The 19,641-nt window shown below is 72.7% G+C and carries 24 protein-coding genes and 1 tRNA gene; 17 read left to right on the top strand and 8 right to left on the bottom strand.

Annotated features, from left to right (window positions below):
* Nucleotides 1–12 precede the first annotated feature (12 nt).
* Nucleotides 13–1,530, bottom strand: a complete 1,518-nt coding sequence (locus tag DT076_RS05245) for a dolichyl-phosphate-mannose--protein mannosyltransferase (protein ID WP_199538992.1) — start codon at nt 1,528–1,530, stop codon at nt 13–15.
* 106 nt (nt 1,531–1,636) lie between these two features.
* Between DT076_RS05245 and rsmI the strand changes: the two genes are divergently transcribed.
* Genes rsmI through DT076_RS05230 form a run of 3 tightly spaced genes read left to right on the top strand, consistent with a single transcriptional unit; the run spans nt 1,637 to nt 3,981 of the window.
* Complete coding sequence (rsmI, locus tag DT076_RS05240) at nt 1,637–2,479, top strand: 16S rRNA (cytidine(1402)-2'-O)-methyltransferase (RefSeq protein ID WP_114125567.1); 843 nt, start codon at nt 1,637–1,639, stop codon at nt 2,477–2,479.
* A 48-nt stretch (nt 2,480–2,527) separates the two neighbouring features.
* Nucleotides 2,528–3,370 (top strand): TatD family hydrolase, encoded by an 843-nt coding sequence (locus DT076_RS05235; protein ID WP_114125681.1) that lies wholly within the window; start codon nt 2,528–2,530, stop codon nt 3,368–3,370.
* Nucleotides 3,367–3,981 carry a nitroreductase family protein gene (locus DT076_RS05230; protein WP_114125566.1) on the top strand — a complete coding sequence of 205 codons (615 nt, stop codon included), beginning with the start codon at nt 3,367–3,369 and terminating at the stop codon, nt 3,979–3,981. The genes DT076_RS05235 and DT076_RS05230 overlap by 4 nt, the downstream gene beginning before the upstream one ends.
* Before the next feature lie 12 nt (nt 3,982–3,993).
* On the opposite strand, the gene DT076_RS05225 is transcribed toward DT076_RS05230, so the two are convergent.
* Nucleotides 3,994–4,335 carry a TetR family transcriptional regulator C-terminal domain-containing protein gene (locus tag DT076_RS05225; protein ID WP_233493647.1) on the bottom strand — a complete coding sequence of 114 codons (342 nt, stop codon included), beginning with the start codon at nt 4,333–4,335 and terminating at the stop codon, nt 3,994–3,996.
* A gap of 356 nt (nt 4,336–4,691) precedes the next feature.
* Between DT076_RS05225 and DT076_RS05220 the strand changes: the two genes are divergently transcribed.
* Both DT076_RS05220 and DT076_RS05215 read left to right on the top strand, forming a co-directional pair.
* Nucleotides 4,692–5,186, top strand: a complete 495-nt coding sequence (locus tag DT076_RS05220; RefSeq protein WP_114125565.1) for a DinB family protein — start codon at nt 4,692–4,694, stop codon at nt 5,184–5,186.
* A 132-nt stretch (nt 5,187–5,318) separates the two neighbouring features.
* Nucleotides 5,319–5,960, top strand: coding sequence for a GNAT family N-acetyltransferase (locus DT076_RS05215; protein WP_114125564.1), 642 nt, complete (start codon nt 5,319–5,321; stop codon nt 5,958–5,960).
* 163 nt (nt 5,961–6,123) lie between these two features.
* On the opposite strand, the gene DT076_RS19310 is transcribed toward DT076_RS05215, so the two are convergent.
* From DT076_RS19310 to DT076_RS05200, 4 genes are all read right to left on the bottom strand, one after another.
* Entirely contained in the window at nt 6,124–6,279 is a 156-nt protein-coding gene (locus DT076_RS19310; RefSeq protein WP_158548051.1) for a hypothetical protein, read from the bottom strand.
* A 152-nt stretch (nt 6,280–6,431) separates the two neighbouring features.
* On the bottom strand, nt 6,432–6,797 hold the full coding sequence (locus DT076_RS05210; RefSeq protein ID WP_325048353.1) for a hypothetical protein: 366 nt from the start codon (nt 6,795–6,797) through the stop codon (nt 6,432–6,434).
* Nucleotides 6,798–7,011: 214 nt separating this feature from the next.
* Nucleotides 7,012–7,299, bottom strand: a complete 288-nt coding sequence (locus DT076_RS05205) for a mycothiol transferase (protein ID WP_233493646.1) — start codon at nt 7,297–7,299, stop codon at nt 7,012–7,014.
* Complete coding sequence (locus DT076_RS05200; protein WP_199538969.1) at nt 7,289–7,687, bottom strand: VOC family protein; 399 nt, start codon at nt 7,685–7,687, stop codon at nt 7,289–7,291. Before DT076_RS05200 ends, DT076_RS05205 begins: the two co-directional genes overlap by 11 nt.
* A gap of 179 nt (nt 7,688–7,866) precedes the next feature.
* On the opposite strand from DT076_RS05200, the gene DT076_RS05195 reads away from it, so the two are divergent.
* The 7 genes from DT076_RS05195 (at nt 7,867) to DT076_RS05165 (ending at nt 13,686) form a co-directional block, all read left to right on the top strand.
* Complete coding sequence (locus tag DT076_RS05195; protein WP_114125560.1) at nt 7,867–8,754, top strand: helix-turn-helix domain-containing protein; 888 nt, start codon at nt 7,867–7,869, stop codon at nt 8,752–8,754.
* Between the two features lie 64 nt (nt 8,755–8,818).
* Complete coding sequence (locus DT076_RS05190; RefSeq protein ID WP_114125559.1) at nt 8,819–9,388, top strand: AAA family ATPase; 570 nt, start codon at nt 8,819–8,821, stop codon at nt 9,386–9,388.
* 60 nt (nt 9,389–9,448) lie between these two features.
* Nucleotides 9,449–9,970: a phosphotransferase-like protein gene (locus DT076_RS05185; protein ID WP_158548049.1), complete on the top strand. Its 522-nt coding sequence runs from the start codon at nt 9,449–9,451 to the stop codon at nt 9,968–9,970.
* A 110-nt stretch (nt 9,971–10,080) separates the two neighbouring features.
* Nucleotides 10,081–11,304 (top strand): resuscitation-promoting factor, encoded by a 1,224-nt coding sequence (locus DT076_RS20340; protein ID WP_114125557.1) that lies wholly within the window; start codon nt 10,081–10,083, stop codon nt 11,302–11,304.
* Nucleotides 11,305–11,314: 10 nt separating this feature from the next.
* Complete coding sequence (gene rsmA, locus DT076_RS05175) at nt 11,315–12,196, top strand: 16S rRNA (adenine(1518)-N(6)/adenine(1519)-N(6))-dimethyltransferase RsmA (RefSeq protein WP_114125679.1); 882 nt, start codon at nt 11,315–11,317, stop codon at nt 12,194–12,196.
* An 11-nt stretch (nt 12,197–12,207) separates the two neighbouring features.
* A complete protein-coding gene (locus tag DT076_RS05170) occupies nt 12,208–13,134 on the top strand; it encodes a 4-(cytidine 5'-diphospho)-2-C-methyl-D-erythritol kinase (RefSeq protein ID WP_114125556.1) in 927 nt (308 codons plus the stop codon).
* 54 nt (nt 13,135–13,188) lie between these two features.
* Nucleotides 13,189–13,686, top strand: a complete 498-nt coding sequence (locus DT076_RS05165) for a MarR family winged helix-turn-helix transcriptional regulator (RefSeq protein WP_114125555.1) — start codon at nt 13,189–13,191, stop codon at nt 13,684–13,686.
* 2 nt (nt 13,687–13,688) lie between these two features.
* Here DT076_RS05165 and DT076_RS05160 read toward each other — a convergent pair whose 3' ends face one another.
* Nucleotides 13,689–14,282, bottom strand: a complete 594-nt coding sequence (locus tag DT076_RS05160; RefSeq protein WP_114125678.1) for a TetR/AcrR family transcriptional regulator — start codon at nt 14,280–14,282, stop codon at nt 13,689–13,691.
* 153 nt (nt 14,283–14,435) lie between these two features.
* Here DT076_RS05160 and DT076_RS05155 point away from each other — a divergent pair.
* A tRNA-Gln gene (locus tag DT076_RS05155) sits at nt 14,436–14,515 on the top strand.
* A gap of 43 nt (nt 14,516–14,558) precedes the next feature.
* On the opposite strand, the gene DT076_RS05150 is transcribed toward DT076_RS05155, so the two are convergent.
* The gene (locus DT076_RS05150) at nt 14,559–15,167 is read right to left on the bottom strand and encodes a dihydrofolate reductase family protein (RefSeq protein ID WP_114125554.1); all 609 of its coding nucleotides are present in this window, start codon (nt 15,165–15,167) and stop codon (nt 14,559–14,561) included.
* Between the two features lie 129 nt (nt 15,168–15,296).
* Here DT076_RS05150 and glmU point away from each other — a divergent pair, with 129 nt between their 5' ends.
* The 4 genes from glmU (at nt 15,297) to pth (ending at nt 19,255) form a co-directional block, all read left to right on the top strand.
* Nucleotides 15,297–16,802 carry a bifunctional UDP-N-acetylglucosamine diphosphorylase/glucosamine-1-phosphate N-acetyltransferase GlmU gene (gene glmU, locus DT076_RS05145; RefSeq protein WP_114125553.1) on the top strand — a complete coding sequence of 502 codons (1,506 nt, stop codon included), beginning with the start codon at nt 15,297–15,299 and terminating at the stop codon, nt 16,800–16,802.
* Nucleotides 16,803–16,846: 44 nt separating this feature from the next.
* Nucleotides 16,847–17,824, top strand: a complete 978-nt coding sequence (locus tag DT076_RS05140; RefSeq protein WP_114125552.1) for a ribose-phosphate diphosphokinase — start codon at nt 16,847–16,849, stop codon at nt 17,822–17,824.
* A gap of 150 nt (nt 17,825–17,974) precedes the next feature.
* Nucleotides 17,975–18,634, top strand: a complete 660-nt coding sequence (locus tag DT076_RS05135) for a 50S ribosomal protein L25/general stress protein Ctc (RefSeq protein ID WP_114125551.1) — start codon at nt 17,975–17,977, stop codon at nt 18,632–18,634.
* A 24-nt stretch (nt 18,635–18,658) separates the two neighbouring features.
* Nucleotides 18,659–19,255, top strand: a complete 597-nt coding sequence (pth, locus tag DT076_RS05130; protein WP_114125550.1) for an aminoacyl-tRNA hydrolase — start codon at nt 18,659–18,661, stop codon at nt 19,253–19,255.
* The last annotated feature ends 386 nt before the right edge of the window (nt 19,256–19,641 follow it).

Raw genomic sequence — 19,641 nt, 5'->3', positions numbered from 1 at the left:
GGAGGCTGGCGCCTAGATCCACGTCCTGAGCCACATCCGAGCCGCCCACTCGCGGTAGGACAGCAGCGCGTCGGTCCACACCGGGTGGAAGTAGATGAAGTTCACGACCACCAGCGCGACGAAGACCGCGCTGACCATGGTCGCGACCCGGCGTCGCGGCGCGTCGGGTGGGCCCATCGCCAACCCGATCAGCAGGCACACCGCCAGCACGGTGAACGGGATGATGGTGACGGCGTAGAAGAGGAACGTCGGCCGGTCGGTGTACTGGAACCACGGCAGCCAGGTGCTGGCCACCCCGACCACCGGGACGCCGAAGCGCCAGTCCCGGCGCATCAGCCACCACACCACCGCCACCACCAGGCAGGCGGCGCCGACCCACCACAGCAGCGGGGTGCCGATCCCGGTGATCACCCGCTGGCAGCGGTCCACGTCCAGCGGGCAGCCGTCCACGCCGGGCTCGATGTTGTTCACCGCGTCGATGCCGATGGTGCGGGCCAGCACCAGCCAGCCGATCGGGTCGGCGTCGTAGCCGTGGCTCTGGTTGTTGATGAAGTCGCCGGTGTGGAAGCCGTACATCTGGGAGTGGTAGTGCAGCAGCGAGGCCAGCGGCGCCCCGAGCAGCTGGACGCTGGTCGACTCCGGGTTGCTCCGGCCCCAGTCGCGGTAGTAGCCGCCCTGGGTGGCCAGCCAGCCCGCCCAGGTGCTGAGGTAGACCAGCGCGCCGAGCACCACCACCGACACGAAGGCGGGGATCCCGTCGACGAGCAGGCCGAGCAGCGAGCGCCGGCTCGCCCCGGCCAGCCGGCGGGCGCCGACGTCCCAGGCCACGCTGAGCAGCCCGAACGCCGCGACGACGTACAGGCTGGACCACTTCACCCCGCAGGCCATGCCGAACATCACCCCGGCCAGCACCCGCCACGGCCGCCACAGCACGAGCGGTCCGGCCAGCCCGCCGAGGTCGGGCAGACCGCGGGCGAGCAGGTGGTCGGCCAGCCGGGTGCGGAACCAGTCGCGGTCGGCCACCAGGGCGGAGACCCCTGCGACCAGGAAGAAGGCCTGGAAGCCGTCGAGCAGCCCGATCCGGCTCATCACGAAGGCCAGCCCGTCGAAGGTCAGCAGCACCCCGGCGGCGCCGCCGAGCAGGGTCGAGCGGGTGATCCGGCGGACCAGCCGGATGGTGATGAGCACCAGCAGCGCCCCGAACACGCAGGCCGAGAAGCGCCAGCCGAAGGAGGTCATCCCGAACAGCGCCTCACCGCCGGCGATCAGCCACTTGCCGAGCGGCGGGTGCACCACGAAGGCCGGCCCGTCGCCCATGATCATCGTCTCGCCGGCGACCACCCGCTCGTTGGCGTCGGCCGGCCACTCCCGCTCGTAGCCGAAGTGCAGCAGCGACCAGGCGTCCTTGGGGTAGTAGGTCTCGTCGAAGACGAGCTTGTCGGGGTAGCCGAGGCCGATCACCCGGACCACGAAGGCCAGCGCGGTGAGCCCGAGGGTGACCGTCCAGCCGACCAGCCGGTCGGTCGGCATCGGGTCGCGGAGGGCGGCCTGCAGCGCGCTGGTCTCGGCCGGGGCGGTCACGGCGGACATACTAGGGACCGGTCCCGTGCCGCCCCGGGATCGCGGGAGGAGCGGTGTGAGCGAGGCAGCAGACGGGTCCGGTGTGCTGGTGCTGGCCGGGACGCCGATCGGTGACGTCGACGACGCCCCGCCGCGGCTGGTCGCCGAGCTGGCCCGCGCCGACGTCGTCGCCGCCGAGGACACCCGACGCCTGCAGCGGCTGCTGCAGCGGCTCGGGGCCGAGGCCCCGGCCCGGGTGGTCTCCTACTTCGAGGGCAACGAGGCCGCGCGCACCGAGCAGCTGGCCGAGGAGCTGGTCGCCGGCGCCCGGGTGCTGGTCGTGACGGACGCCGGGATGCCCTCGGTCTCCGACCCCGGCTACCGGCTGGTGCGGGCCGCGATCGAACGCGGGGTGCGGGTGACCGCCGTCCCGGGCCCGTCGGCGGTGCTGACCGCGCTGGCCGTCTCCGGGCTGGCGGTGGACCGGTTCTGCTTCGAGGGGTTCCTCCCGCGCAAGGACGGCGAGCGCCGCCGCCGGCTGCAGGGTCTGGCCGCCGAGGAGCGGACCATGGTCTTCTTCGAGGCCCCGCACCGGCTGGCCGCCTTCCTCGACGCGGCGGCGGAGGTCTGGGGGGCCGGACGTCCGGCCGCGGTCTGCCGTGAGCTGACCAAGACCTATGAGGAGGTGCGGCGCGGCACCCTGGCCGAGCTCGCCGCCTGGGCCGCCGACGGCGTCCGCGGCGAGATCACCGTCGTGGTGGCCGGCGCCGAACCCGCCGGCGGCCCGGAGGAGGCACTCGAGCTGGTGCGCGCCCTGATCGCCGACGGCGTCCGGCTCTCCGACGCCGTCGCCCAGGTCGCCGCCAGCACCGGCGTCAAGCGCAACGCCCTCTACAAGTCCGCCCTGGCCGACCGCTGAGCGACGCGCGAAACCGACCCCAGCGCGCTGCCGACTACCGTGGCGCCGGTGAAGTCCGAGCTGCCACCCGTCCCCGACGCGCTACCCGCCCCGGTCACCGACTCGCACTGCCACCTCGACGTCGCCGAGGCCTACAGCGGGCTGGACCCGGCCGAGGCGCTCGAGCGGGCGGCGGCGGTCGGTATCACCCGGATCGTGCAGGTCGGCTGCGACCTGCCGAGCTCGCGCTGGGCGCTGGAGGCGGCTCAGCGGTGGCCCTCGGTGGTGGCCACGGTCGCGCTGCACCCCAACGACGCGGCCCGCGCCGGGGACGACCTGCCCGCCCAGCTGGACGAGCTGGCCGCGATGGTGGCCGAGCACGCGCCCGGCCGGCGGCTGCGGGGGGTGGGGGAGACCGGGCTCGACCACTTCCGCACTCCCGACGCCGAGGGCCGGCAGCGCCAGCGCGAGTCCTTCGCCGCCCACATCCGGCTGGCCCGCGAGCACGACCTCACCCTGGTGATCCACGACCGCGACGCCCACGACGACGTGCTCGACGTGCTCGACGCCGAGGGCGGGGTCGAGCGGGTGGTCATGCACTGCTTCTCCGGCGACGCCGACTTCGCCCGCCGCTGCCTCGACCGCGGCGCCTGGCTGTCCTTCCCCGGCACGGTCACCTTCAAGCCCAACCAGCACCTGCGCGACGCCCTCGCGCTGACCCCGCTGGACCGGCTGCTCACCGAGACCGACGCCCCCTTCCTCACCCCGGTGCCGCACCGCGGTCACCCCAACGCCTCCTTCCTGGTCCCGCTCACCGTCCGGTTCCTCGCCGAGCAGCGCGGGATGGAGCTCGAGCCGCTGTGCGCCGCCCTGCACGACAACGCCTCGGCGGCCTTCGGCGGCTCCTGGTGAGCGACGACCTGGCCGCGCTGCTGCGCCGCCGCCGGATGGTCCGCGACTTCGACGCGGACGCACCCGTCGCCGACGAGCAGCTGCAGCAGGTGCTGGACGCCGCGCTGGCCACCCCGTCGGCCGGGCACGCCCAGGTGGTGTCGCTGGTCGTGCTGCGCGGTGAACAGGTCGAGGGGTTCTGGCGGGCCACCAGCGACCCGGACGCCGACAGCGCCTGGCTGCGCGGGATGCGGCGGGCTCCGGTGCTGGTCACGGTGTGGACCAGCGAGCAGGGCTACGCCGAGCGCTACGCCGAGGCGGACAAGCGCCGCGCCGCCGGGGAAGGCTTCGCTGCGCCGTGGTGGTGGGTGGACGCCGGGATGTCCGTGCTGGCGATGCTGCTCACCGTCACCGAGACCGGGCTCGCCGCCTGCTTCTTCGGCGTCCCCGCGGACCGGCAGGCGGCGCTGGCCACGGCGCTCGGCGTCCCGGACGGCTGGTCCAGCGCGGGCGTCGTGGCGCTCGGGCACCGGGCGCCGGGGGAGCGGGCCGCCGGCTCAGGACGTCGCCGGCCGCGGCGGCCGCGGGAGCTGCGCGTGCACGACGGCCGATGGGGTGCGCCGGCGTCCTGAGCGACCCGCACGTCACGCGGCAGGGCGGAAGAGCCGATCCAGGTGCTGGTCGATGGCTGCCAGTGCCGCCTGCGGTTCGACGACGTCGAGCTCGATCAGCGTGGCGAAACCCGTCAGGGCGAGGATGAGATCGGTCTCGATGTCGGGGTCACGGTCCGCAGGCATGTGCCCGTCCTCCAGCGCTTGTCGGATCAGACGTCCGACCATCGCGCGTCCCTCGCGTAGTCCGATGCCGACCTGCCGCTGCAGCGTCGGGTCGTGCATCGCCTCGAGGACGTAGGCCGCGTTCATGCGACTGGTGGCCCGAGCATCGGGTCGCAGCGGGAGCATCTCGGTGAGCACCGGTCGCAGCACGTCGCGGGGGTGCGGAGGTTGGTCGAGTGCGGCGAGATGCCGTGTGTTGTGGAGGCCACGGTGACCGCGTGGGCCGAGCGCAGGGCCGCCCGGGTTGAGGAAGCCAGGAGGAAGGCGCGCGAACCAGCCAAGCCGGACGACAGCCGTCGTCGTCACCTCTTCGGCAGGCGCCGTCCGTCGCCCCCGTCGGAGGCCTGAGACCTAGTCGGTCGATCGGCTCGACGTGGGCGTCGACATCGTCCGGACCCTTCGCTAGCGTCGCGGGTCAAGAGACACCACCAGCGTGACGCCGCATCGGCTCTCGGGGCAGCGCGCGGGAGGCGGCAGCCGACAGGAGGATCGATGGTGAGGCAGCGATGGCGTGGGCCGGGCGGCACCCGATGAACACGCTGTTCGACGAAGAGATCCGCGGGCACCACAGCATGCGGGACCACGTCCTGACCGTGGTCTCCGACGACGACCTCACCAAGCAGATGCCGGGGTGGAACCCGACCCTGGGCGAGCTGCTGATCGAGATGGGCGACCTGCAGGGCGTCTACACGCACTCGTTCGCCACCCTCGCGCTCGACTGGTCGCACCGGCAGCTGCCCGCCCCTGCTCCTCCCACCATCGAGACCCTGCGTGCATGGTTCGGAGCGCACGACGAGGCGATGAAGGCCGCTCTCGACCGGTTCACCGATGACGAGCTCCATGTCGGCAGCATCGACCGGGGCGGCGGCTTCATCGCGTCCCCGTTCGTCCAGCACCAGGTCTACCGGGAGGCGGTCTACATCTTCTACGGCAAGCTCAGCGTCTACCTGGGAGCCCTTCGGCGCGACGCCGGCCCGGCCTGGGCTGCCTGGATCGGCTGAGCGCAGGCCGGAGTCGTCACGTGGGGTGGTCCGGGAGCTGGTGACTGGTCGACAATCACCTCAACGTTGATCAGCGGACCGGTGCAGATCCGACGCCAGCGAGGACTCCAGAAGCGGCGGAGGGACCGACCGATGGGTATCGACGACGAGACCACCAGATCCCGGCTGGGCCGTCCGCAGACGCAGTCGCCGCGCTACTCCGTGCGCCCACTGGACGGTGACACCTGGGACGCGTTCGCGGAGCTCGTGGAGCGCAACGGCGGCGTCTTCGGTGGCTGCTGGTGCATGGGCCACCACCAGGCCCCGGACGGGCGGTCCTACCACCAGATCCGGGGCATCGACAAGCGGGCGACCAAGGAGGCGCTGGTGCGTAGCGGTCGAGCGCACGCCGCGCTCGTGCTCGACGAGGACGGGCTGGCCCAGGGGTGGGCCAAGTACGGCCGGTTCGAGGAGCTGCCGATCCTCGCCCAGCACCGCAGGGCCTACGAGAAGGAGCCCGTGAGGCCACCCGACTGGCGTATCGCCTGCCTCTACACCGACAAGTCCCGTCGGCGCGAGGGGATCGCCCGGGCAGCGCTCGGAGGTGCGCTCGACCTGATCCAGGCCGCCGGCGGCGGGACCGTCGAGGCCATCCCCGAGGTGACGAGCGGCCGCGTCGCCCACGGGCGGTTCCTGTTCCAGGCATCCGTGGAGCTCTTCGAGGACCACGGCTTCGAGCGGGTCCGCCAGCTCGGCAAGTGGGCCTGGCTGGTGCGCCGCACCGTCCTCCCCTGACAGCCGAGCCGCCCCGCACGTCCGGACCGGCCGAACATCAAGGGCCTCCACTGATCGGGTGCGTCCTGCACGCACCACGCGCTGCACGGGCTCTGGCGCCGAGCCGCTTCTTCGGTGCGCCCGGCAGCAGGCCCGCTCGGGCCCTCCCGGGCGATGGGGGCCGTCACACCGCCGGCGTCCAGCCGCGGGCGGCGTCTCCGCGAGGTGGCCTCGAGGTGCTGCGGGTGCTGATGATGGGCCGCGGGTACGAGCCGTCGGGTCCTGGGACCGTCTCGTCGTGGGCGAGTCGGAGGTCGCGGGCGACCGCACGCAGCTCCACCGGTTCCTCCTGCGGCTCGCCGTCGACCTCGCCCGGTACAGCGCTTCGCCATCTGAGCGACGCGACGACTACCGATGGCCGTCGCCTGCCGGCACACGCTCCAGACTCGTCAGAGCGTCACGCATCCTCGTCGAACCGCTCGCTAACCATCCTCAGTGAACGCGACTCGTCGTCGGGTAGGGAGCCAGCACTCTGGTGCGGAAGTCGACGTACCAGTCCCGCTGGACGATCTGCGGCAGTCCGATGATGAGCCGAATCGGGTCGTCGAGGTGCGCGTTCAGCTGGGAGAGGTCGACGACGCCGCACTCCTGCGGGGCCAAAGCCTGGCCGGCGACGAGGCTGGCGCTGAGGAGGCCACGAGCTCCGGGAATTTCCGCTCCGGTGACGTCGGTGCCGCGGCTGGGCTCCTGCAGGAGCGTGACCGCATGAGGGTGGGCCTCGGCCCAGGCGCGGTCGACCACGGTCACACCGGCGCCTGTGTCCCAGACGGCGTCGACCACCGTGTCGCCCCATCGCACCGGGACGCATGGCCCCCCCGCCACGGTCCCGCTCGGTACGTCTCGTCTGGTCGTTCAGGCGGGTCGATCTCGATCTGGCCGATCCCGAAGCGGAAGCGGCAACGGTGGTTGCCGAAGACGTCGGTACCCAGGATCGGTGGATGCTGCCAGCCATCGGGTTGGACGTCGACCGTCAGTGAGCAGGACAAGGCGCTGGAGAGGCGCAGGCGGGTCGTCACCCGCTCCACCTCGAGCTCGTCGCCCCCGGCCCGATGGCGAGCGCGTACCCGGCCGCGACGGCCGAGCGCCCGGCTCCCGGTGTCGAGCAACATCCGTACCACATGTCGGCTCCTTCGGCCACCGAGCCGTCCTCCACCCAGCTGAGCCGCTCTCCCGGCCGGCCGAAGCAGAACCCGAGGTAGCCGTACTCCAGACCGACGAGGTGCTTCACCAAGCCCAACAGGTTCGTGCCCGTGGGTGTCAGCGGTTGCCGGAGGTCGAAGTCGTCGAGATCAGGCCGCACTCCTGGACCAGTGACCCGGTCCTGATCCAGCGACGCAGAACTCGTTGTCTTCCGGGTCGGCCATCACGACGCCCTCGACGTGCCCGGCCCAGCTGGCCTCTCGCGTGATCGTCGCGCCGGCCGTGACCAGCGCGGACACCTTGGTGCGGATCACCGCGTCCCGCTCGGCAAGGTCCTCGACACCAGCAGCGGGCCACAGGTCGAGGTGACACCGGTTCTTCGCGGTCTTGGCCTCGGGTACCCAGAGGAAGCTGACGGCGGGACGCTGGCCATCTGGATCGACGCGCGACGCGCCGTCCTCGAAGTCGTGGCCCTCTTCGTCGATGTACCCGAGCGCTCCCGCCCAGGAGGCTGCGAGCCGCTTCGGATCCCCGGCGTCGATCGTCACTGTCCAGACCAGACCCATGGACGGACGCCAGCGACTGGCGACCACCTGGACCAGGGACCGCGATCGATACCCGACACGAGCGGACCCTCACCCGACGGCCAGAGTCCTGGACTTGCATGTTCCGTTACGTCATGTGATCCGGTGGACCCACGTCCCGCCCACCGAGGAAGGTCCAACCGATGTATGCGTCCTTCAGCCCGCCGCGTCAGGTCGCGATCGGTGATGCGGCATCGTTCGTCGGCACCACGCCGCGCGCGATCCGCCACTACCACCAGATCGGGTTGCTGCCCGAGCCCGAGCGGAGTCGTGGCGACCGCCGCCGGTACGGCTACGCGGAGATGATCCGGCTGCTGTGGATCCGCAAGATGGCTGACGCCGGGATCGCGCTGACCGACATCCGTGCCGCCTTCGCCGACACGGCTCCGGCTGGTGCCCACGAAGACCAGGAGGTCGCGCGCATCCTGGAACGGCTGGAGGAGACCCTCGCCGCTCAGCAGGCAGAGCTGGAGCGGCAGCGGTCTGCCGTGCACCGCATGCGCACCCGGGGCAGCAGGATGGGTCTGCTCTCCGACGTCGTCGCCAGCCGCCTGGAGGGCCTGCCCGACGGCTCCCTGCGCCAGTCGGACCTCGACAGCCTGCTGGTCACCGAGCGGATCTTCGGCCGCCTCGGTGCGGCCGTCCAGGCCACTCGGTTTCTCGCCCTGGCCACGCATCCCGATCTACGGGAGGAGTCCGACCGGGTCGACGCCGCCGAGGAGGCACTCGATGACACGGTCGCTGTCGACGACCCCCGCGTGGCACAGGTGGCCGCCGAACGGCGGGCCTTCGAGCTGAGGCTGCACGCCGTCATCGAGGAGTCCGGGCTGGCTGAGGACGAGGAAGCGCTCTTCGACTCCTGGGAGGACCTGCACCCCGGCGACGAAGGCGAGGCCGGGGACGGCGCGGGCCAGGAGCCCATGAGCGTGGTGGCGGCTGTGGGGAAGATGCCCTACGACTTCTCCCCGGCTCGTCTGCGTTGCCTGGAGCTGGCCGACGGCGTCGCCGCCCACGAGCCACCCGTTACGTGAGCCGAGCCTGAGGGCAGCACGGCGGCAGGCGGTGCATGCTGGTCTCCGGCTGAGGGGAGGCGCCGTGACGGATGCGAGGGTGCTGGTCATCAACGGCACGGTCGGCGTCGGCAAGACCACGACGGCGGAGATAGTGGCGGCTCGCTGGCGCGACCGCGGGCTTCCTGGCGCGGTGGTCGACGTGGACGAGCTGCGGCGCGCCTGGCCCGCGCCGGCCGACGACCCGTTCAACGCGCGGCTCGGCCTGGCCAACCTCGCTGCGGTGGTGGCCAACGACGTGCGGGTCGGCGCTCGCCGGCTGGTGGTGGCCGACGTGCTCGAGGACCGCGCCCAGCGCGACCGGCAGCAGCAGGCTCTCCAGCTGCCCCTGACCGTCGTGCGGCTGCGGGCCGATCCTGACCTGATCCGTTCCAGGCTGACCGCCAGGCACCGCACGGACCACGACGGCGGAGCCGCGCTGGCCTGGCACCTGGAACGGGTGCTGGAGCTCGAGCGCATCCTGGACCGCGCTGAGGTCGACGACGCGGTGGTCGACGTCACCGAGCTGGACCCACCGGCTGCCGCGGACGCGGTCCTGGCGGCCGCCGGCTGGTCCGATGACGGAAGCACCCCGGCGTCCACTGGCCGCCCCTGACGTCAGGACGGGAGCGGCTGCTCGTCGCGCTCCACGACCCGGGCGCGTAGCGTGAGCGTGGTGCGAGCCGAGGGTGGTGTCGTCCTTCTGCTGTCGGGCAGCAGCTCGTCGGGCAAGTCGACGCTCGCCCGGGCCCTGCTGCGACAGACCGGCGAACCGTGCGCGCTGGTCGAGGCCGACGCCGCCTACCCGGCCCTCAACGTGCCGCCGCACACCGCGATCGTGGTGTTCCACCGGAGCATGGCGGCGTGGTCGGAGGCCGGCTACCACCTCGTCCTCGACGGGTCGCTGCCCTACGACGACCACGACCTGCGTCGTCAGTGCCTCGAGGCCCTGCCGGCAGGGCGCTCCTTCGTCGTCGGCGTCCACTGCGACCTCACCGAGCTGCGCCGGCGGGAGACCGCCCGACCAGAGCCCCGCCTGGCCGGCTGGGCGGAGCGGCAGGCTGCGGACGTCAACGACGGTCTCGACCTGCTGCTCGACATCGACACGACCTCCGGCGCCACCGACGAGCACGCCCGGTCGGTCTGGACCGCGCTCCGTCGTCGCCATCGGCGTCCAGCCGACACGCCGGTTCGCTGAGAATTCTCACCCGCGGCTTGGGAATCGAGCCGCCCGAAGGTTAAGGTGCCTCCCGAACGGGTCCGCCTCGGGGTGCGGGCCGCCTCACCTCTTACTCGTGGAGTCGTCCCGTGCGCAAGCTCGTCCCTGTCTCGATCGCCGCTGCCGTGGCCCTCGCCGTGACCGGCGGCATCGTCGGCTACCAGGTGGCCGACAAGACCGTCGAGGTGTCCGTCGACGGCGTGCCCACCACCGTCACCAGCTTCGGCTCCGACGTCGGTGACGTGCTGGAGCAGCAGGGCATCACCGTCGGCGAGCGCGACCTGGTCGCTCCCTCCGTCACCACCGAGATCGAGGACGGCAGCCGGATCGCGGTCCGCTACGGGCGCGAGGTCACCATCGAGCTGGACGGGCAGACCACCACCCACTGGACCACCGCCACCACCGTGGGGGAGGCGCTCGCGGTGCTGCAGATCAAGGCCGAGGGCGCCGACATCTCCACCAGCCGCTCCGCCGCCATCGGGCGTGAGGGCCTGGAGTTCAGCGTCGACACCCTCAAGAAGGTCGAGCTCGAGGTGGGCGGCAAGACGTCCTCCCACGAGACGACTGCGGCCACCGTCGCGGAGGTGCTGGACGAGGTGGAGGCCAAGCACGACGACGACGACCGCGTCACCCCCGGTCTCGGCGAGGCGGCGCTGGACGGATCGCGGATCACCGTGGTCCACGTGCACGTCGAGGACAAGACGACGAAGCAGCCGGTCGACTTCAAGACCGTCCGGAAGGAGTCCTCGGAGCTCCTCCAGGGCACGACGAGGACCGAGACCGAGGGCGTGGCCGGCGAGCGCACCGTCGTCACCACCGTCACCAAGGAGAACGGCAAGGTCGTCAAGGAGGAGAAGAAGTCCGACGAGGTGACCCGCCAGCCGGTCGACGAGGTCGTCCTGGTCGGCACCCGCGAGCCCGAGCCGGAGCCGAAGCGCTCCACCGGCGGCTCCTCCTCGGGTGGTTCCTCCTCCGGCGGCTCGTCCTCCGGCGGTTCCTCGGGCGGCTCCTCCTCCGACGACGACGATGACGACAGCTCCTCCGGCTCGTCCGGCGGCAGCTCCTCCGGCTCCTCCGACGGCGTCTGGGACCGGCTGGCCAAGTGCGAGTCCGGCGGCAACTGGTCGATCAACACCGGCAACGGCTACTACGGCGGTGTGCAGTTCAGCGCCCAGACCTGGAAGGCCTACGGCGGCAAGGGCCTGCCGCACGAGAACAGCAAGGCCGAGCAGATCCGGATCGCCAAGAAGCTGCAGGCCGCTGCGGGCTGGGGCCAGTGGCCGCACTGCTCGGCCAAGCTCGGCCTGCGCTGAGCCCGGTCCGCTGACGACCACGACGGGTCTGCTCGACCCCAGCTCCGTGCGCGCCCTGGCCACCCGGCTGGGCCTGCGGCCCACCAAGCAGCGCGGGCAGAACTTCGTCACCGACGCCAACACCATCCGGCGGCTGGTGGCGCTGGCCGGGCTCGGCGCCGACGACGTGGTGTGCGAGATCGGTCCCGGGCTGGGCTCGCTCACCCTCGGCCTGCTCGAGCAGGCCCGGCACGTGCTGGCGATCGAGATCGACCCGCTGCTGGCCGGGCAGCTGGCCGACACCGTCGCGACCCGGATGCCCGGCGCGGCCGAGCGGCTCACCGTGCTCGAGGCCGACGCCCTGGCCGTGCCGGCGCTGCCCGAGCCGCACCCGACCGTGGTGGTGGCGAACCTGCCCTACAACGTGTCGGTGCCGGTGCTGCTGCACCTGCTCGCGATCGACCAGCACTGGTCCCGCGGCCTGGTGATGGTCCAGCTCGAGGTGGCCGACCGGCTGGTGGCCGGCCCGGGCTCGCGCACCTACGGGGTGCCCTCGGTGAAGATGGCCTGGTACGCCGAGGCGGTCCGGGTCGGCACCGTCCCACCCGGGGTGTTCTGGCCGGTGCCCAACGTCGACTCCGGTCTGGTCCGGCTGACCCGCCGCCCGCCGCCCCGCACCACCGCCACCCGCGAGCAGGTCTTCGCCGTGGTGGACGCCGCCTTCGCCCAGCGCCGCAAGATGCTCCGCGCCGCGCTCTCCCCGCTGCTCGGCTCGTCCGCGGCCGCCAGCACCGTCCTCGAGGCCGCCGGGGTCGACCCCCAGGCCCGCGGGGAGACGCTCACCGTCGAGGACTTCGCCCGGGTGGCCGAGCAGCTGCCGGGCCGCGACGGCAGGTCGGGCGCCGGGCGCTAGCCTCGCTTCGCGTGAGTGCCGACGCCGAGCCCGAGCTCGAGCTGGTCCGCGTCCGCGTCCCGGCCAAGATCAACCTCGCGCTGCGGGTCGGTCCGCGCTCCGAGGACGGCTACCACCCGCTGGTCAACGTCTTCCAGGCCGTCTCGCTGTTCGACGACGTCACCGCCGAGACCGCGCCCGGCGGCGAGGTCGGGTTGCAGCTGGTGGGGGAGCAGCCCGGGGTGCCGGCCGACGAGGACAACCTCGCCGTCCGCGCGGTCCGGCTGCTCGCCGCCGAGCACGGCGATCCCGGGCTGGGGGTGCGCCTCACCCTGCGCAAGACGATCCCGGTGGCTGGCGGGATGGCCGGCGGCTCGGCCGACGCCGCCGGGGCGCTGCTGGCCTGCTCGGTGCTGTGGGACCTCGACGTCCAGCCCGACCAGCTGACCGCGCTGGCCGCCCGGCTCGGGGCCGACGTCCCCTTCGCCCTCCTCGGCGGCACCGCGATCGGCACCGGCCGCGGTGACGTCCTCGCCCCGGTGCTCAGCCGTGGCACCTTCCACTGGGTGCTCGGGCTCTCGGCGCAGGGGCTGTCCACCCCGCGGGTGTTCGCCCGCTTCGACGAGCTGAGCACGCCGGCCGAGGAGCCGCTCGAGGTGCCCGACGCCCTGATGGAGGCGCTGCGCACCGGACGGGCCGAGGCGCTGGCCGGGGTCGTCGGCAACGACCTGCAGGCGGCCGCCCTCGACCTGCGCCCCGACCTGGCCGACGTCCTGGAGCGGGGTCGCCGGCTCGGTGCGCTGGCTGCCCTGGTCTCGGGCTCCGGACCGACGTGCGCCTTCCTCTGCGCCGACGAGTCCGCGGCGATCGACGTCAGCACCAAGCTCGGCCGCGAGCCGGCGGTGCACGCCGTCCGCCGGGTGCACGGTCCGGTCGAGGGTGCGCGGCTGATCAGCTGAGGCCTACCTCACAGAGTCTCGATATCAAGAATCTCGCCGCGTTATGCTCGAGCCGTGCGAGACGAGGTCGACGCCCTGGTGGCGAGCTGGGCGCGGGAGCGTCCCGACCTCGACCTGTCCGCGATGCAGGTGCTGAGCCGGGTGAGCCGGCTCGCGCTGCACCTGGACCGGGCCCGCAAGGAGGCCTTCAGCGCCCACCGCGTGGTCGCCTGGGAGTTCGACGTGCTGGCCGCCCTGCGCCGGGCCGGGGCGCCCTACACGCTCTCCCCGGGAGCGCTGATCCGCGAGACGATGGTCACCAGCGGCACCATGACCAACCGGGTCGACCGGCTGGTGCACCGCGGCCTGGTCACCCGAAGCGCCGACCCCAGCGACCGCCGCGGTGTGCTGGTCACGCTGACCCCGGAGGGACGCGACACCGTGGACGGCGCACTGGGCAGCCTGCTGGACGCCGAGCGGCGGCTGCTCTCGGGGCTGAGCGAGGACGAGCAGACCCAGCTCGCCGGTCTGCTGCGCTCCCTGGGGCTCTCCTTCACCGACCTCGCGGCCTGAGCTCAGGCTCGCAGCTGCGGCGAGGCCTCCAGGCCGCGCAACCCGTTCCAGGCCAGGTTGACCAGGTGCGCGGCCAGCTCGGGCTTCTTCGGCCGCCGGGCGTCCAGCCACCACTGGCCGGTGTAGGCGATCATCCCCACCAGCATCTGGGCGTACATCGGTGCCACCTTCGGGTTGATCCGCTGCACCTTGAAGGCGGCGGCGAGGATGTCCTCCACCTGCGAGGCGACGTCGGACAGGATGCTCGCGAACGAGCTGCCGGTGCTCTCCAGCGAGGAGTCCCGGGCCACGATCCGGAACCCGTCGGGGTTGGTCTCGATGTAGTCCAGCAGCGTCAGGGTGGCCCGCTCGATCAGCGCCCGGCTGCTGCCCGGCGTCTCCAGCGCGCCGCGGATGGCGTCCAGCAGGGTGCGCACCTCCCGGTCGACGACGACCGCGTACAGCCCCTCCTTGCCCCCGAAGTGCTCGTAGACCACCGGCTTGCTGACCCTGGCCCGGGCGGCGATCTCCTCGACCGACGTCCCCTCGAACCCCCGTTCGGCGAAGGAGTGGCGGGCCACCCGGATCAGCTGCTCGCGGCGCTCGGCGCTGGTCATCCGGGTGCGTCCGGGACGGGGGGCGGAGGCGGGGTCGCTGGGGGTCGGCACGGCACCCAGTGTGACGGATGGGAGCGGCCCGTCCTCGCGGTTATGCTGACCCCGGTGGTCGTCGCGCGTCGCCAGGACCGGCGGCGCGCCGGACGCCACCGATCCCCGGTTGGTCTGCCGGCAGGGCCCGCCTGACTTTGAATCAGGATCAAGCGACGCAGGTTCGACTCCTGCCCGGGGAGCCGAGGACGTCGCGCTGACCACCGGGCGTTCCGAGCCGGGCGCTCAGGCCGGGGCGGCGCCCAGCGGCGGGTGCTCGAGCACCCGCGGCCGGTACTCGACCAGCTGGATGCCGCCGCCGAAGGTGCGGTGGTCGGTCATCTCGAGGGCGACGTCGGGGTAGCCGTCGTAGATGCGCTCCGCGCCGGTGGCTCCGGTGATCACCGGGAACAGCACGACCCGGAACCGGTCGACCAGACCGGCGCGCAGCAGCGAGCGGGACAGGCTGAGGCTGCCGAGCGTGCTGAGCAGCCCCGTCCGCTCCGCCTTCATCGCCCGGACGGCCGCCACGGCGTCTCCGCGGACGAGCGTGGCGTTGGACCAGGTCAACGGCTCCTCCAGAGTGGAGGAGAACACCAGCTTGGGGGCCTGGGCGAGCTCGTCCACCGACGCCTCCTCACCGGGTCGGAGCTCGTCCGGGCCGCCCTCCACCCCGCCGGTGCTGAAGCCCGACATCAGGCGGTAGGTGGTCGCGCCCATGAGGTAGGTGACCTGGGGCTGCTCGCCCAGCCAGGCGAGGTAGTCCGGGCTCTCCAGGCCCCAGAACCCGGGCCAGCCCGCACCGGAGGCGTAGCCGTCCAGCGAGGTGATGAAGTCGACGAGGAGCTCGGCCATGACGTTGTCCTTCCCTTGGTGACGGTCGAGGGGTCGACCGGCGGGCGGGCGCGAACTCATCGGCTGCCGGCGACCGGGGAGCCGTTACGCTGACCGGGTCCCTGCCGCCGCCCCACCCCTGGAGTGCCGATGACGACCGTCCCGCCCGGCCAGCCCTCCTCCGACGACCAGACCGCGCAGCCCTCCGGGGTGTCGGCGGTGGTGGTGCTCGCCGCCGGTGGCGGGACGCGGATGAAGTCGTCGCGCTCCAAGCTGCTGCACGAGGTGGGTGGCCGCTCGATGCTCAGCTCGGCGCTGCGGGCCGCCGCCGAGGTGCAACCCGAGCACCTGGTGGTGGTGGTCGGCCACGCCCGCGACCAGGTGGAGCCGCACGTGGCCGAGGTGGCGCCGCAGGCCGTCACCGCCGTCCAGGAGCAGCAGCTGGGCACCGGGCACGCGGTGCAGTGCGGGCTGTCGGTGCTGCCGCCGCTGGAGGGCGAGGTGCTGGTCACCTACGGCGACGTGCCGCTGCTCACCGGCGAGACGCTCACCGCCCTGGTGGCCGAGCACCGCCGCGCCGGCAACGCCGTCACCGTGCTCACCGCCGAGGTCGACGACCCCACCGGCTACGGCCGGGTCATCCGCGACCCCGAGGGCGGCGTGCTGCGCGTCGTCGAGCACCGCGACGCCGACGACGCCGAGCGGGCGGTGCGCGAGATCAACTCCGGCATCTACGTCTTCGCCGCCGCCACGCTGACCGCCGGGCTGGGCCGGCTGGACAGCGACAACGACCAGGGCGAGCTGTACCTCACCGACGTGCTGGGCACCGCCCGCGCCGACGGCGGGCGGGTCGGCGCCCTGGTGACCGAGGACGCCTGGCAGACCGAGGGCGTCAACGACCGGGTGCAGCTGGCCCGGCTCAACGCCGAGCTCAACCGCCGCACCGTCGAGGGCTGGATGCGGGCCGGGGTCACCGTCGTCGACCCGGCGACCACCTGGATCGAGGCCGACGTCGACCTGGGCCGGGACGTCCTCATCCACCCCGGCACCATCCTCGCCGGGGCCACCACGGTGGGGGAGGGCGCCGAGCTCGGCCCCGACACCCGGCTGCGCGACTGCGAGGTCGGCCCGGGTGCCTCGCTGGTGCGCACCGAGGCGCACCTGGCCGTGGTCGGCGCCGAGGCGACGGTGGGGCCGTGGTCGTACCTGCGGCCGGGCACCCAGCTGGGCCGCGGCGGCAAGATCGGCGGGTTCGTCGAGACCAAGAAGGCCGTCATCGGCGAGGGCTCGAAGGTGCCGCACCTGTCCTACGTCGGCGACGCCACCATCGGCGCCGGCACCAACATCGGGGCCGGCACGATCTTCGCCAACTACGACGGGCGCGACAAGCACCGCAGCGAGGTTGGCGACGAGGTCTTCGTCGGCTCCGGCACCGTGCTGGTCGCCCCGGCCGCGCTGGAGAGCGGGGCCTACGTGGCCGCCGGGTCGACCGTCACCGATCCGGTGCCGGGCAGCGACCTGGCGATCGCCCGCGGACGCCAGCGCAACGTCGAGGGCTGGGCCGACCGGCGCAGGGCCCGGCTGGCCGACGGCCCCGGCGGGGCGTCGAGTGGTGAGGGCCACATCGCCGGAGGCGACAGCCGGGGTGGGCAGTAGTAGGTTTCATCACCGACCTTCGACGCCCACCGGGGAGACGCTGAGTGACCGGATTGAAGAAGTCCACCGAGAAGCACCTGATGCTGTTCAGCGGGCGTGCCTACCCCGAGCTCGCCGGTGAGATCGCCGACCTGATGGGTGTGGGCGTCGTGCCGATGCGGGCGCTGAGCTATGCGAACTCCGAGATCTACGTGCGGTTCGAGGAGTCGGTGCGCGGGTGCGACGCCTTCGTCGTGCAGAGCCACTGCGCCCCGGTCAACGAGTGGCTGATGGAGCAGCTCATCATGGTGGACGCCCTCAAGCGGGCCTCCGCCAAGCGGATCACCGTGGTGGCGCCGTTCTACCCCTACGCGCGGCAGGACAAGAAGCACGCCGGCCGTGAGCCGATCTCGGCCCGGCTGGTGGCCGACCTGTTCAGGACCGCCGGCGCGGACCGGATCATGTCGGTCGACCTGCACGCCGCGCAGATCCAGGGCTTCTTCGACGGCCCGGTCGACCACCTGTGGGCGCTGCCGGTGCTGGCCGACTACGTGCAGAGCAAGTACGACACCTCCGAGATGACGGTCGTCTCGCCCGACGCCGGACGTGTGCGGCTGGCCGACATGTGGACCGACCGGCTGAACGCCGAGCTGGCCATCATCCACAAGCGCCGCGACCCCGACGTCGCCAACACCGTCGCCGTGCACGAGGTGGTCGGCGAGGTCGAGGGCAAGGTCTGCCTGCTGGTCGACGACATGATCGACACCGCCGGCACCATCTGCCAGGCCGCCGAGGCGCTCAAGGCCCGCGGGGCGAAGTCCGTGATCGCGGCCACCACCCACGCCGTGCTCTCCGGGCCGGCGGCGCAGCGGCTCAACGCCTCGGCGTTCGAGGAGGTCATCGTCACCAACACGCTGCCGATCGACACCCCTGAGCCGGTCGAGAAGCTCACCGTGCTGAGCATCTCCCCGCTGATCGCCGAGGCGATCCAGCAGGTGTTCACCGACGGTTCGGTGACCAAGCTGTTCAACGGCCAGAGCTGAGCCCGGCCGCCGATTTCTCCCTGCCCGCACCGGTGGGCTAGCATCCGGGGCTGAACCATGGCGAGGGGGACCGCCGTCCCCGTGATCGACAGGGTGAGAGACATCTCCCTGGCCTCGCCCGTCCGAGCCCACGGTTGAGGAGTACCACCGATGTCAGAGATCAAGCTGCAGGCCGAGTTGCGCACGGAGTTCGGCAAGGGTGCGGCGCGCCGCATCCGCCGCGCCGACCGCGTCCCCGCCGTCATCTACGGCCACGGCACCGACCCGGTGCACATCTCGCTGCCCGGTCACGAGACCCTGCTGGCGCTGCGCAACGCCAACGCCCTGATGTCGGTCGACATCGAGGGCCGCAACGAGCTGGTGCTGGCCAAGCAGGTCCAGCGCGACCCGATCAAGGGCTTCCTCGAGCACGTCGACCTGGTGGTCGTGCGGCGCGGCGAGAAGGTGTCGGTCGAGGTGCCGGTGCAGGTCGTCGGCGAGGCCGGCCCGGACACCCTGGTGGTGCTCGACGCCACCGTGATCGGGGTGCAGGCCCCGGCCACCCACATCCCCGACGCCGTCGAGGTCTCGGTCGAGGGCCTGGCGGCCGGCACCCAGGTGCTCGCCTCCGACCTCACCCTGCCCGGTGACGTCACCCTGGACGTCGACCCCGACCTGCTCATCGTCAACATCACCGGCGCCCCGACCACCGCGCAGGTGGAGGCCGAGCTGGCCGGCGCCGAGGCCGACGCCGGCATCGAGCCGTCCGTGGGCGAGGAGGCCGAGACCGCCGGCGCGACCGCCGAGGGTGGGTCCTCCCAGGAGTCCTGAGCCGGTCCGGCTCGGCAGCACGCGATGACGACCTGGCTGGTGGTGGGGCTCGGCAACCCGGGCCCCACCTACGCCGCCCACCGGCACAACGTCGGGTTCCGGGTGGCCGACGAGCTGGCCCGCCGGGCCGACGCCCCGTTCGGCGCGCCCCGCGGGATGCGCGCCGAGGTCGCCGAGGCCCGGCTGGGGACGTCCGGGCTGGGCGGGTTCGGCGGCACCGACAAGGTGCTGCTGGTCAAGCCCCGCACGTACATGAACGACTCCGGGATCGCGGTGGCCAAGCTGGCCGCCTTCCACAAGATCGACCCGGCGCAGGTGGTCGCCGTGCACGACGAGCTCGACCTCGACCTCGGCCGGCTGCGGCTCAAGGTCGGCGGCGGCGACAACGGCCACAACGGGTTGCGCTCGCTGCGGGCGCACCTGCATACCGGTGACTTCGCCCGCGTCCGGTTCGGCATCGGGCGCCCGCCGGGCCGGATGGAGGTGCACGCCTTCGTGCTCTCCGACTTCAGCGCCGCCGAGCGCGCCGACGTCGAGCTCGAGGTGTCACGGGCCGCGGACGCCGTCGAGCTGCTGCTCACCGAGGGCCTGGTCGCGGCCCAGAACCGCTTCAACTCCTGATCGCCGGTCCCCGCTGCCCGCTGCGCCGGGCGTGGAGCCGCTGGCCGGGTCGCGTCCCGACGAGTGCGTCGAGTGGGCGGCGGTCAGGCTGGCAGGGGCCGAGCGACCGGACGAGTGCGTCGAGCGGGCGGTCCTCAGGTCGGCACGGCTGATGAGCCGACGAGCGCATCGAGCGGGCGGTCCTCGCGTCGGCAGGGGCGGCGTGACAAGACGAGTACGCCGAGTGGGCGGTCGTCAGGCGGCTGGGCCGAGCGCCTGGACGAGTGCGTCGAGTGGGCGGTCATCGCGCTGGCAGGGGCGGCGCAACCAGACGAGTGCGTCGAGTGGGCGGTCCTCGCGCTGGCAGGCACGACGCGACCAGATGAGTGCGCCCAGTCGGCGGTCGT

The sequence above is a fragment of the Desertihabitans brevis genome, from assembly GCF_003327535.1.
GTDB classification, from domain to species: domain Bacteria; phylum Actinomycetota; class Actinomycetes; order Propionibacteriales; family Propionibacteriaceae; genus Desertihabitans; species Desertihabitans brevis.
This window is presented reverse-complemented; position numbering and strand designations above follow the sequence as displayed.

What these genes read in the sequence shown, in the direction of transcription:
- DT076_RS05160 (WP_114125678.1), bottom strand. Translation starts at nt 14,282, where the DNA reads ATGACCAGCGCCGAGCGCCGCGAGCAGCTGATCCGGGTGGCCCGCCAC.
- pth (WP_114125550.1), top strand. Translation starts at nt 18,659, where the DNA reads ATGACGACCTGGCTGGTGGTGGGGCTCGGCAACCCGGGCCCCACCTAC.
- DT076_RS05245 (WP_199538992.1), bottom strand. Translation starts at nt 1,530, where the DNA reads ATGCCGACCGACCGGCTGGTCGGCTGGACGGTCACCCTCGGGCTCACC.
- DT076_RS05220 (WP_114125565.1), top strand. Translation starts at nt 4,692, where the DNA reads ATGGCGTGGGCCGGGCGGCACCCGATGAACACGCTGTTCGACGAAGAG.
- DT076_RS05135 (WP_114125551.1), top strand. Translation starts at nt 17,975, where the DNA reads ATGTCAGAGATCAAGCTGCAGGCCGAGTTGCGCACGGAGTTCGGCAAG.
- glmU (WP_114125553.1), top strand. Translation starts at nt 15,297, where the DNA reads ATGACGACCGTCCCGCCCGGCCAGCCCTCCTCCGACGACCAGACCGCG.
- DT076_RS05150 (WP_114125554.1), bottom strand. Translation starts at nt 15,167, where the DNA reads ATGGCCGAGCTCCTCGTCGACTTCATCACCTCGCTGGACGGCTACGCC.
- DT076_RS05195 (WP_114125560.1), top strand. Translation starts at nt 7,867, where the DNA reads ATGTATGCGTCCTTCAGCCCGCCGCGTCAGGTCGCGATCGGTGATGCG.
- DT076_RS05215 (WP_114125564.1), top strand. Translation starts at nt 5,319, where the DNA reads ATGGGTATCGACGACGAGACCACCAGATCCCGGCTGGGCCGTCCGCAG.